We start from the raw sequence: 15,226 nt of genomic DNA, 5'->3' as shown, positions 1-15,226 counted from the left end.
GGGGGATAAAATCGCAAGATGACTTTGACTTCCTCCGCGCTCCTGCGCAAATCCCTTGTTTGCGCAGCGGGCCTGGTGGCTGCTGCTGCGTCCTACGCGCAGACCTCTTCGGTGGTGTTGGCCCAGGCCCAGCCTGCCGCCACACCAGCACCTGCCGCCGCCGTCGACAAGACCGCGGCCCAGATTGATGCGGAGAACAGCAGGCGTTGGTCGATCTACTGGGGCTGGAACCGTTCCACCTACTCCAACAGCACCATTCACTTCAAGGGCTCGGACCACGACTTCACCCTGCACGATGTCAAGGCCACCGACTTGCAGACCAACACCGGTCTGGCGGACATCTTCAAGTACTACCTGAACCCGGCCGAGATCACCATCCCGCAAACCAACCTGCGTGTGGCCTACCAGCTCGATGGCGACACCGCCATTGCCCTGAACCTGGACCACATGAAATATGTGGTGGTGCAGGACCAGTCCGTTGCCATTGACGGCCAGATCAAGGGTGTGACGCAAAGCGGCCAGCAGGTGATTGCCGACAATTGGCTCAACTTCGAGCACACCGATGGCCTGAACATCGTGAGCCTGGAATACGAAAAGCAAAAGAAGGTGGACTGGTTTGGCGGCGACCGCACCAAGGTGTTTGCGCTGGTGGGCCTGGGCATCGTGATTCCCAAGACCAACGCCACCATGCACATGGTGAACCAGACCCGCAACGACGAGTTCCATTTGGCCGGTTGGAGCGTGGGCGCCGGTGTGGGCATGGACGTGGACGTGACCAAGACCGTGTTTGTGCGCACGGCCTACAAGATGGGGTATGTGGACCTGCCCGATGTGCTGACCAGTGCGCGCGGCGACAAGGCCTCGCACCATTTCACCTACAACGAGTTGCTGGTGGCGGTGGGTTACCGCTTCTAAGCGCTTGGGTTTCCAAGCCAAAAGGCCGGTGCATGCGCCGGCCTTTTTTATTTGCCGCTGGACTCCACATGCATGCGCAGGCGGTTCGGCGCCAGTTCGCCCGCGGAGTCGAGGATGGGGTAGGCAATCGAGCAGATGTGCGAGTTGATGCGCTTCAAGTCGCTGATCAGGTCCAGGTGCAGAGAGCTGGTCTCGATGCTGGAGAGTGTGTTGTCTGACAGGCGCGCGATGTGGGTGGCGGCGTACTGGCGCTCCAGGTCGCGGAAGCGGGTTTTTTCTTCGAGCAGGCGGCGCGCATCGCGCACATTGCCATTCAAAAACACGCTCATGCCCAGGCGCAGGTTGTCCACCAGGCGGCTGTGCAGCTCGCAGATCTCGGCCATGCCCGCGTCGGAAAACTCGCGCCCCTTGTTGATCTTCTTGTCTTCCACATCCAGGATCACGCGCTCGATGATGTCACCGATCTGCTCCATGTTGATGGTGAAGCTGATGATGTCAGTCCAGCGCTTGGCCTCGTTCTCGCCCAGCGCCTCGCGCGAGATTTTGGTCAGGTAGTACTTGATGTCGCTGTAGAGCTCGTCCACCGTGTCGTCCATGGTGCGCAGCTGTTTGGCCAGGGCCTGGTCGTTGTCGCGCATCACCGCCAGGGTGCCCAGCAGCATGGACTCCACCACATCGGCCTGGTGCATGGCCTCGCGCACGGCACATGAAATCGCCAAGGAGGGCGTGGCCAGAGCCGAGGGGTCCAGGTGGCGCTGGCGGCCGGCCACGGTGGTCTTTTGGGGTTTGGGCAGCCAGTGTTCCACCCAGCGTGCCACCACCTGTGTGAAGCCGATCAGGGCAATGCCTACGCCCACGTTGAAAGCGAGGTGAAAACCCACCACCAGCGTGGCCTCGTCGGTGAGGTAGGGGCTGGCATATCGCATCCAGACGCCCGAAAACGGCAGCACCGCCGCCACCCCCAGTACCTTGAACACCAGGTTGCCCAGCGGCACCTGGCGCGTCTCCACATTGGCGTTCATGGTCGTCAGCACCGCCAGCGCACCGCTGCCCAGGTTGGCGCCCAGCACCAGACCCAATGCCACGTCCACCGGGATCACCCCCGAGGTGGCCAGCGTGGCGGTCAGGAGCACGATGGCCAGGCTGGAGTAGGACACCAGGGCCAGTGCGGCCCCCACCACAATCTCCAGCAGCAAGTCGCTGGTCAGCGTGCCCAGCAGGGCTTTGACCGCTGCTGACTGGGTTAGTACGGTGGCCGATTGCGTGACCAGGCGCAGCGCCAGCAGCATCAGGCCCAGCCCGATGAGTACGCGCCCCACGCGGCCAACGGTGGTGGAGGGGCGTGCAATGAAGAGCACCACGCCGATAAAAATGAACAGAGGCGAGAGCCAGGACAGATCCCGCGAAAACGCCACGGCCATCAGGCTGGTGCCAATGTCCGCGCCCAGCATCACGGCCAGGGCCGAGGGCAGACTCATGAGCCCCTGGCCCACAAAGGCCGAGACGATGAGTGCGGTGGCGGTGCTGGACTGCACCACGGCCGTGACACCAATGCCCGACACCACGGCGGCAAAGCGGTTGCCGGTGCTGTGCGCCAGGATGCTGCGCAGGTTGGCGCCAAATACGCGCAGGATACCGGTACGGACCAGGTGCGTGCCCCACACCAGCAGGGCAATCGCGGCAAACAGATTCAGCAAATGCGTCACAAACTCTTCCTTGTGTGCCGCGCGGTGTGCCGTCCCTGTTTAGCGGGTTTTGCGCACGCGCAGCAGTTCGTCCAGTATCAGGCAAACCGCGCCGATGGAAATCGCGCTGTCCGCCACATTAAAGGCGGGGAAATGCATGCCCCGCCAGTGGAAATCCAAAAAGTCCACCACGTAACCATGGGCCAGGCGGTCAATCACGTTGCCAATGGCGCCGCCCAGAATGCAGGCCATGGCAAAACTGAACAGCTTTTGCCCCGGGTGGGACTTGAGCATCCAGATGATGACCCCGGCTGCCACCAGGCCCAACACCGTGAAGAACCAGCGTTGCCAGCCCGAGGCGCCCGCCAGAAACGAGAACGCAGCCCCCGTGTTGTGGACCCGCACCACATTGAAGAAGCTGGTCACGTAGGTGCTGTCGCCCAACTGGTAGTAGCCCAGGATCAGGATTTTGGTGAACTGGTCTGCCAGTAGCAAGATAAAGGCCAGACCCAGCCACTGCCACAGGCCGGTGTTGCCACCGGCTGCTTTGCCGCCGCGGGCCATCAGGCAAACACGCGGTTTTCACCGGCGCCATACAGGTTGCTGGTGCAGCGGCCGCATAGCGTGGGGTGGGCTGCATCTACGCCAATGTCTTGCCGATAGTGCCAGCAGCGCTCGCATTTTGTACCATTTGAGGCTGCAACGCTTATGGATTGTGCGTCACCAGCTACCAAATTGATAGCGGAAGTGATGAACACAAACTTCAGGTCATCGCCCAGGCTGCTCAAGAGTGCAAACTCTTCCGCGGGCACGGTCAGGGTCACTTCGGCCTGCAAGGACGCGCCCACCTGGCCGGCAGTCCGCAGGGTTTCGATGTCCTTGTTGACGGCTTCGCGCACGGCGCGGATACGGTCCCACTTGGCCAGCAAGGCCTCATCCGCCGCGGCCAGCGCCACATAGCCGTCCATGAAGATGGACAGCTTGGTGGCGGCAGGCGTCTTGCCTTCGGCACCCAGCACGGCCCACGCCTCTTCGGCGGTGAAGCTCAGGAACGGTGCCATCCAGCGCAGCATGGCCTGGGTGATCGTCCACAGCGCGGTTTGTGCAGAGCGGCGTGCCAGGCTGTTGGCGCCCGTGGTGTAGAGGCGGTCTTTCAGGATGTCGAGGTAGAACGCGCCCAGGTCTTCGCTGCAATAGACCTGCAGTTTCGACACAACAGGATGGAACTCGTACACCTTGTAGTGCGCCAGGATGTCCGCCTGCAGCTGCGCGGCGCGGCTCAGGGCGTAGCGGTCGATCTCCAGCAGCTGGTCTGCTGGCACGGCGTCCTTGGCCGGGTCAAAGTCGCTGACGTTGGCCAGCAAGAACTTGAGCGTGTTGCGCACGCGGCGGTAGGTGTCCACCACGCGGGCCAGGATCTTGTCGTCGATGTTCAGGTCACCCGAATAGTCGGTGCTGGCCACCCACAGGCGGGCAATTTCGGCGCCCAGCTTGCTGGTCACGGTTTGTGGGTCCACCGTGTTGCCCAGGCTCTTGCTCATCTTGCGGCCCTGGCCGTCGGTGGCAAAGCCGTGGGTCAGCAGACCACGGTAGGGGGCGCGGTCGTACAGCGCGCAGCCCAGCAGCAGCGAGCTGTGGAACCAGCCGCGGTGCTGGTCGTGGCCTTCGAGGTACAGGTCGGCCTCGGGCCCTTCGGTGTGGAAGGGCACGCGGTCGTAGGCGTCCTTGTGGCTGCCGCGCAGCACGTGCTGGAAGGTGGAGCCCGAGTCGAACCAGACTTCCAGAATGTCGGTGCTCTTGGTGTAGCTGGGGGCGTCAGCTGCGCCCAGGATGTCTTCCACCGACACACGGCTCCAGGCTTCGATGCCGCCCTTTTCGACGATGTCTGCGGCCTGGTCCAGGATCTCCATGGTGCGCGGGTGCAGCTCGCCGCTGTCCTTGTGCAAAAAGAAGGGCACGGGCACGCCCCAGCTGCGCTGGCGCGAGATGCACCAGTCGGGCCGATTGGCGATCATGTCGCGCAGGCGGGTCTTGCCGTTCTCGGGGTAGAACTGGGTGTCTTCGATCGCGTCCAGCGCCAGTTGGCGCAGGGTCTTGGGCGCCTTGTCCTGGGTGAACACGCCAACGCCTTCGTCCATGCGCACAAACCATTGGGCGGCGGCGCGGTAGATCACTGGTGTCTTGTGGCGCCAGCAGTGCGGGTAGCTGTGCGTGATACCCACGGTGGCCATCAGGCGGCCGTGTTCGCGCAGCGTGTTGATGACGTTGGCACAGGCCTTCCAGATGTGCTGGCCACCGAACAGGGGCAGCTCTTCGGCATACACACCATTGCCCAGCACGGGGTTCAAGATCTGGTCGTACTTGAGGCCGTTGGCGATGCAGCTGTTGAAGTCGTCCACGCCGTAAGCGGGCGAGGAGTGCACGATGCCGGTGCCGTCGCCGTCGCTCACATAGTCAGCCAGGTACAGCGGCGACAGGCGTTTGTAGCTGTATTCGTTACCGCTCTCAGGCAGGTCATACAGCGGGTGGCGGAACACCTGGCCGCGCAGGGCTTCGCCCTTGGCGGTCGCTAGCACCGTGCCAGTCAGGCCGAAGCGCTCCAGGCACTTCTCGACCAGATTGGCACCCAGCAGCAGCACGCCCTTGGGCGTATCCACCAGCGCGTACTCCAGCTCGGGGTGGGCATTGAGTGCCTGGTTGGCCGGGATGGTCCACGCGGTGGTGGTCCAGATCACGGCAAAGGCTGGCTTGCCCGCGGGCAGGGCGCTCAGGCCAAAGGCCTTGGCCAGACCTGTGGCATCGTTGGACTCGAAGGCCACATCCAGCGTGTCGCTCTTCTTGTCCGCGTATTCGATTTCAAACTCGGCCAGGGACGAGCCGCAGTCAAAACACCAGTACACGGGTTTCAAGCCACGGTAGACAAAGCCGCGCTCGATGACGCGCTTGAAGGCGCGGATTTCGCCCGCCTCGTTGGCCGGGTTCATGGTTTTGTAGGGGCGCTCCCAGTCGCCCAGCACACCCAGGCGCTTGAAGTCTTCGCGCTGCTGGTCGATCTGCTCGGTGGCAAATGCGCGGCTCTTGGCCTGCATGTCGTCGCGGCTCAGGTTGCGGCCGTGCAGTTTTTCGATCGCGTTTTCGATCGGCAGACCGTGGCAGTCCCAACCAGGGATGTACTGCGCGTCAAAGCCGGCGAGCTGCTTGCTCTTGACGATCATGTCCTTGAGCACCTTGTTCAGCGCGTGGCCGATGTGCAGCTTGCCGTTGGCATAGGGCGGGCCATCGTGCAGCACAAACAACGGGGCGCCATGGCGCGCATCGCGCAGCTTCTTGTACAGGCCTTCTTCGTTCCATTCTTTCACCCAGGCCGGTTCGCGCTTGGGCAGGTCGCCGCGCATGGGGAAGGGGCTGTCGGGCAGGTTCAAGGTGCTGCGGTAATCAACTTTGTCAGTCATGGCTAATCTCAAAGGGAGTTGGACGGCCTGCGGTGGTCGTCACGGCAAGCAATGGGGCAAGACGCGGGGCAAAGTGCGTCGGGGAGCCCCGTCAAATTCGGGTGCTGACGTTGGACTGGAGCCAGACACGCGCGTCGTCGCGGTCTTTTTGTATGCCCTGGGTGAGGGCATCCAGACCGTCGTATTTCAGTTCGTCGTGCAGTTTGTGTAGCAGTTCCACACGGATGATTTTACCGTAGGCCCCCTCGGGGCCCAGCTCGGCAGGCCAGTCCAGGCAATGGGTCTCCAGCAGCACACGCCCGCCGTTCACATCGTTGGGATCCAGCGAGGGGCGCACGCCCAGGTTGGCCACGCCTTGCAGCGGCTTGCTGGCCAGGCCATGCACCAGCACCACAAAGATGCCGCTGGCAGCCGGTTTCCAGTGCGCAAAGCGCAAATTCAGGGTCTTGAAGCCCAGCGTGCGGCCCAGCTTGCGTCCGTGCACCACGTGGCCACTGATGCAATAGGGGCGGCCCAGCAGGCGGGCGGCGGCTGCCATGTCGCCCCGGCCCAGCGCGTCGCGCACGGCGGAGCTGGAGACACGCAGGCCATGCACTTCGTACGAATTCATGCGGGCCACGTCAAAGCCCTGGGCCTCGCCTGCGGCGTCCAAGAGGGCGTAATCGCCCGCGCGGGCCTTGCCAAAGCGGAAATCGTCGCCCACCAGCACATAGCGGGCGCCCAGGCCTTGCAGCAGCACCTGGTCGATGAACGCCTGCGGGCTCTGGTTCGCCAGCCGGGCGTCAAAGGGCAGCACCACGGTCTGGTCCACGCCGGCTTGGGCCAGGTCTTCCAGTTTGTCGCGCAGGGTGCCCACGCGGGCCGGGGCCAGCTCGGGTTTCTTGTGCAGCTCGGCGAAGTAGTCGCGTGGGTGGGGCTCAAAGGTCAGCACCACGCTGGCCACGCCGCGCTGCTGGGCTTCGGCACGCAGCAGGGCCAGCATGGCCTGGTGCCCCCGGTGGACACCGTCAAAGTTGCCAATCGTGACCGCACTCGCGCTGGCAATGCCAGGGTGCTTGAAACCGCGGAAAACCTTCATGTTTTGTTATCTTTTTGATAGCAGGCCGCGCAAACGCTGCCGGGGCTGGACGCCAATTTGTCATGGAAACACGGTATATTGTGACTTAGCAGGGCCCGGACACACGTCTGGCGCGCACTTGCAGACATTTGGCAGTCCGTGTTGGTGGTAGGTTTTACCGTTGATGGAGGCGTTGCGTGAAAGTCTTGAAGTTGTCGGCCCAAGGGCTTCCCCAGTCCTGGATATCGCTGGAGCAAGCGGTGATCCATTACGCTGCGGGCGAGGTGCGCTGGGAGTCGGGGGGTGAGGTCGCCGTGTTCCACGGCGGGCACAACGCCATGACCGGCCAGCAGTCGATCATCAAGGTCAACAGCATCATTGGCACGCGCGGCGTACCCAGTATCAACCCCTTCAACCTGCGCCCTGGCCTGACCAACGCCAAGCTCTTTGTCCGCGACCGCAATGTGTGCGCCTACTGCGGCGGCCATTTCCACGAGAGCGAGCTCACGCGCGAGCACATCATCCCCTTTGCCCAGCACGGCATCGACACCTGGATGAACGTGGTCACCGCGTGCAAGCCCTGCAACCACCGCAAGAGCCACCGCACGCCCGAGCAGGCCCACATGCCCTTGCTCTACACGCCCTACGTGCCCAGCCTGTGGGAGGACTTCATCCTGCGCAACCGCCGCATCCTGGCGGACCAGATGGAGTTTTTGATGGCGCACGTGCCCAAGTCCTCGCGCCTGCTGGATTAGCATAGTGGGCATGTACAACGCCCCTGCCACCCCCACCCCGTCAGACCGCCCGCGCATCGCACTCATTGCGCACGATCGCAAGAAAGACACCATGGTCGCACTGGCCAAAGAGTTCGCGCCCTACCTGCAGCGCTGCACACTGATGGCCACCGGAACCACCGGCGGACGTCTGGTGGATGAAGCGGGCCTGGATGTGGAGCGCATGCTCAGCGGCCCCTGGGGCGGCGACTTGCAGATTGGCGCGCGGCTGGCGCAGGGCGAGGTGGACGCGGTGATCTTCTTGCGCGACCCCATGACCCCACAGCCGCACGAACCCGACATCAACGCCCTGGTGCGCGCCTGCGATGTGCACGACGTGCCCTGCGCCACCAACCTGTCCAGCGCGCGCCTGGTGTTGGCGCAAATGCTCCTGAAACTATAGCTTCTGGCGCAACGGCGGCGCGGGCTGGCGGTCTAAATCCTGCTTTAACTGGTTGTTAAATCAAAGGTCCCCAGCGCCTGCGCGCGGCCGTTGAGGATGGCGTCTACCCGGTGGTGGCCGGGGTAGTGTTTGCGGGTGGTCATGTCGGCCAGCGAGATTTTTTTGCCCACGCGTTGGGTCTCGTGCGCGGCCAGGTCCAGCGTCTTGAGCTTGAACACCTTGGCCCGCGCCTGGCCATTGGCCTTGACGTAGTGCACCGCAAAGTCCACCAGCACCTGCTGGGGCTGCGCCGTGGTGTTGGTCACGTCAAAGGCCACGTTCAGCGAGCCGCCCATCACTGCGCGCTGTGGTGTGATGGCAGGCTGGCCGACCACCACGTTGGCCGTTTCTCCAAAGCCCAGCGCCGCCAGCGCACCGGCCTCGCCGCGTTTCACCGCGCTGCGCAGCGCGTGCTGCACGATCCAGCGCCGCTCGGGCGTGGCGCCTTGCAGCCAGGCCTGGGCCGTGTGGGCCAGCAGGGCGGGGTGGTCTTTGCCAATGTCGTTGAGGTTGTTGGCCACCGAGCGGCGCACGTACAGCGCGGCGTCGTCCTTCAGGCGCTCCAGCAGCGCCAGCACCGGCGCCGGGTCGCGCTGGAAGGCGGGCAGGCGCGACGCCCAGGGCAGCCGCGGCCGTGTGCCCTCAGACACCAGGCGGCGTACATGTTCGCTTGCATCCTGCGTCCATTCCGCCAGCCGCTCCAGCGTGGCATCTTGGTGCTGCTGCAGAAAGGGGCGAATGCTGAACTCTGCCGTGAAGCGCTGCGTGAGCGCGTGCTGCGCCTGCATCGACAGATCAAAATGCCCCAGCCCAAACTCCGCCACAAACGCCGTGTGCGGCAGGTACAAGAACGACCCCAGCGACAAACCCGGGTCACGCCCATGCGGCTGCTCGGCCGACGCCAGCACGATGGGCAGCGCCTGGGCATAGTCTTGCGGCAAATGCCGCTGCAGCGCCCGCGCCATGTGTTTGCCACGCGGCATCAGCGCCAGCGCCTCAAAGCCGTTCAGCGCGTCGTGCAAAAAGGCATCGGTGTCAAACCGCCGGTGCACCGCGGCCACCATGCGCGCAATGGCGCGGGGTACATCGGGGCCGTATTGGGCAACCAGGGGCTCGGCCATGGCGTGGCTTTAGCTGCGTTCCAGGTCGCGGATCAGCGTCTTCACCTTGGTGGTGATGATGTCCACCGCCGGGTCATTGGCGCCGTGCGGCAGGATGACGTGCGCGTGCCGCTTGGTGGGCTCGATGAACTGCTTGTGCATGGGGCGCACGGTTTCCAGGTACTGGGCAATCACGCTCTCGGCGCTGCGCCCACGCTCGGAAATGTCACGCTGCAGGCGGCGGATAAAGCGCACGTCGGCCGCCGTATCCACAAAAATCTTCAGCGACATCATCTTGCGCAGCTCGGGGTCGAACAGCGCAAACAAGCCCTCCACCACAATCACCGGCGCCGGGTTCACCACCACCGTGGTGGGCGCGCGGTTGTGCTTCACAAAGTCGTAGGTCGGCATGTCGATGGCCTCGCCACGGCGCAAGGCTTGCACCTGCTTCACCATCAGCGGCCAGTCAAAGGCATCGGGGTGGTCGTAATTGGTCTTGACGCGCTCTTCAATCGAGAGGTGGGTCTGGTCCAGGTAATAGTCGTCTTGGTAGACCACCGAAGCCATCTCCGGCCCAATGGAGGCCAGCACCTCACGGGTGACCGTGGACTTGCCGCTGCCACTGCCGCCTGCGACACCGATCACGAAAGGTTTGTTGTTGGTTTTGGGCATGCTTGTTTCCGGTTCCGGGCGGGCAAAAGGGCGTGATCTTACAAGGCCGCGGGGCGGCACCGGGATACAGTTTACCGGCCCGCCCTATTTTGATGTCAAATAGGCCGCTAGACCCCATGGATATTGCGCAAGCAGCTATTAAAACCATAGCGGTTTTGCCGCGCGGTACGATGTGGCAAATCACAGGGGGAACGCCATGGCCACCAATACCAACCAGAAACTCGCCGTCCTCATTGACGCGGACAACGCGCAGGCCTCCGTCATCCAGGAGCTGCTGGCCGAGGTGTCGCGCTACGGCACCGCCACCATCAAGCGCGCCTATGGCGACTGGACGACCACCAACCTCAAGGGCTGGAAAGAGGTGTTGCACACCATGGCGATCCAGCCCATCCAGCAGTTTAGCTACACCAGCGGCAAAAACGCCACCGACTCAGCGTTGATCATCGACGCCATGGATGTGTTGCACACCGGTAGCGTGGACGGTTTTTGCCTGGTCAGCAGCGACAGCGACTTCACCCGCCTGGCCACCCGCATCCGCGAGGCAGGGCTGGTGGTCTACGGCTTCGGCGAACGTAAAACGCCCGAACCCTTTGTGGCCGCGTGCGACAAGTTCATCTACACCGAAATTTTGCGCACTCAGCCCGAAGAGGCCAAGCCCGGTGCCGAGCCCGTGGCCGAGCTGCCCAAGCTCAAACCCATCTTGCTCAACGCCCTGAACGCCACCGCCCGCGAAGACGGCTGGACCACACTGTCCGCGCTGGGCAGCCAGATCAACCGCAGCCACCCCTCGTTCGACCCGCGCAACTACGGCGTAGCCAAGCTGGGCGAACTCATCCGCCAGCAGGCAGCGTATCTGGACGTGAAAGAAGTGAAGAGCGGCGAGGGCGATGCGGTGCAGACGCATCTGCATGTGCGGCGCAAAGCCGCTGGTGGGGCCAAGACCTAACCGAGCTCGTCCAGCAGCGCTTGCACGGAGTCAAGCAGAGCGGGCAGCGCGCTCCGGGTGATGTTCCAGACCGTGCCCACGCTCACCGTGGCATATCCATGGATCAGCTGATTGCGGAACGCCACGATTTGCGGCAGGTCTGGAATACGTGCGGCAATCAAGGCATCCAGTTTCGATAGCTGGTTGAGTGCTTCGCCGATGATTTCAAACTTGCGCTCTACCGCAGCCTGGGCCATTGCGTTGCCCTCATACGCCGTCACATCCATGCCACTGGTAAACGACTGAATCGCCAAAGCCGACTCGCGTACGTCCCATAAAAAGGCGCGTGGGTCACGCTGTATAAATGGCTTCGCGGTTGCTATTGATGCTGGCCAGCACGTAGGGGTTACGGACTGCGCCAGGCTCTACCAAGTCCACCCCACGGCCCAGCAGGGCTTCCAGGTCTGCTTTGGCACCAAACAAGGCGTTGAGCCCAGGCTGGACGCCCGGCGCAAACTCCACCAGAAAGTCAGCGTCACTGTTGGCAGGGTCAAAGTCATCGGCCCGTGCCGCCGAGCCAAACACTTCCAGCCGCTGAATGCGGTAGCGCTGGCAGATGGCAGAAATGCCTGTGCGGTGTTGGGCGATGGCTGGGTGCATGACTTGGAGTTTACTGGAGCGCCCCGTTGATGTGTCAAATCGGCCTCTAGCCCACGTGGAGTATGCGCAAGCAGCTACCAAAACAATAGTGAATCCGCCCAGTCAGCCGTTCAGCGCAGTGGGCCCACGCAGGCGTATATTGGCTTGATGCGTACCAAGCCACCATCTCACCACCGCAGCGACCTGGTTCGCATTGCCATCCACGCCATGTCGGAGCGCGGGCTGGAGCCCGAGTTCTCGTCCGCGGTGGAGCGCCAGCTGGCTGGCATTACCGCCACGGGCACCAGTGCAGACCCTGCCATCCACGACCTCAGCACCTTGCTGTGGTGTTCCATCGACAACGACGACTCGATGGACCTGGACCAGCTCACTGTGTCTGAAGCCTTGCCCAACGGCAGCGTGCGCCTGTGGGTGGCCATTGCCGATGTGGACGCGCTGGTGCCGCGCGACACACCCATCGACCAGCACGCCAGCACCAACACCACCTCGGTCTACACGTCTGCACGCATCTTCCCCATGCTGCCCGAGCGTTTGTCCACCGACCTGACATCACTGAACCCCCACCAAGACCGCCTGGCCATGGTGACCGAGATGGTGTTCAACCCCGATGGCTCGTTGGCTGGCTCCACCGTGTACCGCGCCCGGGTGCGCAACCAGGCCAAGCTGGCGTATGACGCGGTGAGCGCCTGGCTGGACGGGCAGGACGACTTGCCCGCCGCTGCGGCCGCCGTGCCGGGCTTGGACGCACAGCTGCGCACACAAGACGCGCTGGCCCAGCAGCTGCGCGCACGCCGCCGCAGCGCGGGTGCGCTGGAGTTTGAGAGCTTTCAGCCGCGCGTCACGTTTGACGGCGAACGCGTGGCCGACATCGCGCTGCAAGAACACAACCGCGCCCGCCAGCTCATTGAAGAAGTGATGATCGCCACCAACACCTGCACCGCGCGCTACCTGGCCGCGCAGGGCGTGGCCTCGCTGCGCCGCGTGGTGCGCTCGCCCGAGCGCTGGCTGCGTATCGTGGCGGTGGCCAAGGAATATGGCGACGTGCTGCCGCCCGACCCGGATTCGAAAGCGCTGGAAGATTTTTTGGCCAAGCGCCGCCGGGTCGACCCGCTGCGCTTTGCCGATCTGTCGCTGGTCATCGTCAAACTCATGGGGCGAGGCGAATACGTGCTGGAGGCCCCCGGCGGCCCGCCCGTAGGCCACTTTGGCCTGGCCGTCACCGACTACACCCACTCCACCGCGCCCAACCGCCGCTTCCCCGACCTCATCACCGCGCGCCTGCTCAAGGCCACGCTGGCGAAGGAGCCGCCGCCCTATAGCAACGCCGAGCTGGCCGCACTGGCCACCCACTGCACCCGCCAGGAAGACGCGGCGCAAAAGGTGGAGCGCCAGATGCGCAAGTCCGAAGCCGCGCTGCTGCTCGAATCCCGCATCGGCGAACGCTTTGACGCCATCGTCACCGGCAACGCCGCCGATGGTCAGTGGGTGCGCCTGCTGAACCCGCCCGCCGAAGGCAAGCTGCTGCGCGGCGCCAGCGCGCTGAAGGTGGGGGACAAAGTGCGCGTGAGGCTGCTGTCCACCAATGTGGAGCGCGGGTTTATTGACTTTGAGGCGGGCTAGCGCGCGGATTGCAATACCTTCGTTATTGAAGGAACTGGACCCTAGCTCACGTGGAATATGCGCCAGCAGCTACTAAAAGCGTAGCAAAAAAGGCTGCTTCACTCACCTAGAATGAATTCATAAAGGGAGGGAGGCAAGATGCCCAAGTTCATCAAAAGGAAGGTCGTAGCTTCCAGAGAAATCAAATCGGTCTGGTCGTACAGGACACGCCGACTGTTTCAAACTTTGAACGAAGTACCGTGGCTCAGCCTGACTGCACTTGGCACCTTGCTCGGAGTTTCCGTCCTCTTCTGGTATTTCCGCACCATCGACTTCTTTCCATCCGACTTTTCTGCGCTTATTGGGCTTGGAGTTGGGGCGGCTGCGAGTGCAGTTGGTGTGCTGTGCATCAAGCTTGCATGCTTGTTTGCACCCGCAGGCTTCTATCGGTTCTATTTATTGGAGCCCGACGAAAACGCCACAGAAACCAAACGAAAGTTCACGGAGTGGGAGCTAATCGGCTTGCAGCTTGGTGGTATTGGCTGTGTATTTGGCTTGACTGCATACCCTGACTACCGGGACTGTGGAAATTGGTTGAACTTCTATGGCGTAGTTGCAATGGTTGCGCTATTTCTTTGCTTGATAGTGGTCATCAAGATAGTGCTTACAAAAGGAAAGAATGCATCCCTTTTAGGTACAAGCTCTGGTGCAGTTGGCATTGCGCTTGTGAGTATCTCAATCTCTCTTGCCGTGATACCACTGATGCCAGTTTTTAGGTCCGAGTATTTGTATGCCACTTCCATCTTTTTTACGCTCTGGGCATTTGCAATACTGATTAATGCGTTTGCAGCGACCAGTTTGCGGACTATTGAGATATCGATTGTTGGCTGGTTTGCAGTCGTCATTATCTTTGTCTTGATGCCCGTGGCTATAAATGAAAGAAACTTCTTTCCCGAGATGACCGCTAACTTCCTAGGAATCCGCGATGAGGGCACAGTCGATTTACGCGTTTCAGAGAAAACCTGCCAATTGATTCGCAGCGCAGTGCCCGAAGGCATGATCAACAAGGATGTCGTGTGCGCTGGAGAGAACTGGGGGAAAGCAAAGGTGCAAATTCTCTCCAAAGTCGGTGAGCAATGGCTGATCGAGTTCGAAGCAGAGAAGACGGAGGAACCCAAGGCGAGTACCAAGCTACGGCTAACTATTCCTCGCGAAGATATTCAAGTCGTCCGAGCAGTGGAAGACCGCCCATTTCTTGGTAAACCGGCAGCATGTAAGACAACAAGTGGCTAGATGCCCAGAGGTGGGTAGCCTTCTAATGAAATCGACCTCTAGCCCTCGTAGAATAAGCGCCAGCAGCTACTAAAAGCGTAGCAAATGCCAAGCAAAACCTAGAACGACGACCCTGGCTCGCGCAGAAATGCCAGCTCTTCCGTGCTGGAGCTGCGGCCCAGGATGGTGTTGCGGTGGGGGTAGCGGCTGAAGCGGTCGATTATTGTCTTGTGGCGCAGCTCGAAGTTCAGGTTGTCCTGAATGCCCAGCTGCGTAAACAGCGCTACCGCCTGCGTATGCACCAGCGCGGACTCGCTGTGCATGTAGGGCATGTAGGCAAACACGCGCTGCGCTTCAGGCAGGCTGCGGTCCTGCCCACTGGCCACCAGCTCTTGCGCCAGCACCAGGGCCAGCGCGTCCTGCGCAAAGGCGCGCGGCGTGTCGCGGTAGACGTTGCGCGAGAACTGGTCCAACACGATGATCTCCGCCAGCCGCCCCTCAGCCGTGGCGCGCCACGCAAACAACTCACACCGCGCCGCCGCTTCCAGCGTATCGCCAAACCGCGCACGAATGGTTTCGTCCAGCGCGGCGTCTTTGACGAAGTGCTGCTTGGGGGTTAGCTCTTCGAACCAGAAGTGGAGGATGGAATTAGGGGCCATGGAGCTTAAGGATAC

Annotated in this window: 15 protein-coding genes; 6 read left to right on the top strand and 9 right to left on the bottom strand. The window is 62.4% G+C overall.

The window, feature by feature from the left end:
• The first annotated feature begins 18 nt into the window (after window positions 1-18).
• Window positions 19-915 carry an outer membrane protein gene (locus AC3WS7_RS15475; RefSeq protein ID WP_492656978.1) on the top strand — a complete coding sequence of 299 codons (897 nt, stop codon included), beginning with the start codon at window positions 19-21 and terminating at the stop codon, window positions 913-915.
• A 47-nt stretch (window positions 916-962) separates the two neighbouring features.
• Here AC3WS7_RS15475 and AC3WS7_RS15470 read toward each other — a convergent pair whose 3' ends face one another.
• The 4 genes from AC3WS7_RS15470 to AC3WS7_RS15455 form a co-directional block, all read right to left on the bottom strand.
• Window positions 963-2,621 carry a Na/Pi cotransporter family protein gene (locus AC3WS7_RS15470; RefSeq protein ID WP_296472301.1) on the bottom strand — a complete coding sequence of 553 codons (1,659 nt, stop codon included), beginning with the start codon at window positions 2,619-2,621 and terminating at the stop codon, window positions 963-965.
• 39 nt (window positions 2,622-2,660) lie between these two features.
• On the bottom strand, window positions 2,661-3,164 hold the full coding sequence (lspA, locus tag AC3WS7_RS15465; protein WP_492656977.1) for a signal peptidase II: 504 nt from the start codon (window positions 3,162-3,164) through the stop codon (window positions 2,661-2,663).
• Window positions 3,164-6,052 carry an isoleucine--tRNA ligase gene (ileS, locus tag AC3WS7_RS15460; protein WP_492656976.1) on the bottom strand — a complete coding sequence of 963 codons (2,889 nt, stop codon included), beginning with the start codon at window positions 6,050-6,052 and terminating at the stop codon, window positions 3,164-3,166. Before ileS ends, lspA begins: the two co-directional genes overlap by 1 nt.
• A gap of 91 nt (window positions 6,053-6,143) precedes the next feature.
• On the bottom strand, window positions 6,144-7,130 hold the full coding sequence (locus AC3WS7_RS15455; RefSeq protein WP_296472307.1) for a bifunctional riboflavin kinase/FAD synthetase: 987 nt from the start codon (window positions 7,128-7,130) through the stop codon (window positions 6,144-6,146).
• 176 nt (window positions 7,131-7,306) lie between these two features.
• Here AC3WS7_RS15455 and AC3WS7_RS15450 point away from each other — a divergent pair, with 176 nt between their 5' ends.
• Window positions 7,307-7,864, top strand: coding sequence for an HNH endonuclease (locus AC3WS7_RS15450; RefSeq protein WP_492656975.1), 558 nt, complete (start codon window positions 7,307-7,309; stop codon window positions 7,862-7,864).
• A gap of 10 nt (window positions 7,865-7,874) precedes the next feature.
• Complete coding sequence (locus tag AC3WS7_RS15445; RefSeq protein WP_296472309.1) at window positions 7,875-8,285, top strand: methylglyoxal synthase; 411 nt, start codon at window positions 7,875-7,877, stop codon at window positions 8,283-8,285.
• Window positions 8,286-8,329: 44 nt separating this feature from the next.
• Here AC3WS7_RS15445 and AC3WS7_RS15440 read toward each other — a convergent pair whose 3' ends face one another.
• Both AC3WS7_RS15440 and udk read right to left on the bottom strand, forming a co-directional pair.
• Window positions 8,330-9,445: a DNA alkylation repair protein gene (locus AC3WS7_RS15440; protein ID WP_492656974.1), complete on the bottom strand. Its 1,116-nt coding sequence runs from the start codon at window positions 9,443-9,445 to the stop codon at window positions 8,330-8,332.
• 9 nt (window positions 9,446-9,454) lie between these two features.
• Window positions 9,455-10,096: a uridine kinase gene (gene udk / locus AC3WS7_RS15435; protein WP_296472312.1), complete on the bottom strand. Its 642-nt coding sequence runs from the start codon at window positions 10,094-10,096 to the stop codon at window positions 9,455-9,457.
• Window positions 10,097-10,292: 196 nt separating this feature from the next.
• Between udk and AC3WS7_RS15430 the strand changes: the two genes are divergently transcribed.
• On the top strand, window positions 10,293-11,042 hold the full coding sequence (locus AC3WS7_RS15430; RefSeq protein WP_492656973.1) for an NYN domain-containing protein: 750 nt from the start codon (window positions 10,293-10,295) through the stop codon (window positions 11,040-11,042).
• Here the strand turns inward: AC3WS7_RS15430 and AC3WS7_RS15425 are convergent.
• Window positions 11,039-11,335, bottom strand: a complete 297-nt coding sequence (locus AC3WS7_RS15425) for a HepT-like ribonuclease domain-containing protein (RefSeq protein ID WP_492656972.1) — start codon at window positions 11,333-11,335, stop codon at window positions 11,039-11,041. The two genes, AC3WS7_RS15430 and AC3WS7_RS15425, sit on opposite strands and share 4 nt — an antisense overlap.
• Window positions 11,336-11,372: 37 nt before the next feature.
• Entirely contained in the window at window positions 11,373-11,681 is a 309-nt protein-coding gene (locus AC3WS7_RS15420; RefSeq protein ID WP_492656971.1) for a nucleotidyltransferase family protein, read from the bottom strand.
• Window positions 11,682-11,828: 147 nt separating this feature from the next.
• Here AC3WS7_RS15420 and AC3WS7_RS15415 point away from each other — a divergent pair, with 147 nt between their 5' ends.
• Entirely contained in the window at window positions 11,829-13,301 is a 1,473-nt protein-coding gene (locus AC3WS7_RS15415; protein ID WP_492656970.1) for an RNB domain-containing ribonuclease, read from the top strand.
• Window positions 13,302-13,439: 138 nt separating this feature from the next.
• Entirely contained in the window at window positions 13,440-14,573 is a 1,134-nt protein-coding gene (locus AC3WS7_RS15410) for a hypothetical protein (RefSeq protein ID WP_492656969.1), read from the top strand.
• A gap of 98 nt (window positions 14,574-14,671) precedes the next feature.
• On the opposite strand, the gene AC3WS7_RS15405 is transcribed toward AC3WS7_RS15410, so the two are convergent.
• Window positions 14,672-15,211, bottom strand: coding sequence for a DUF924 family protein (locus tag AC3WS7_RS15405; protein ID WP_492656968.1), 540 nt, complete (start codon window positions 15,209-15,211; stop codon window positions 14,672-14,674).
• Between the last annotated feature and the right edge of the window lie 15 nt (window positions 15,212-15,226).

The sequence above is a fragment of the Rhodoferax sp. EU05-FHT12H12 genome, assembly GCF_058791215.1.
The sequence above is the reverse complement of the archived record's forward strand: the minus strand, read 5'-3'. Positions and strand labels throughout refer to the sequence as shown.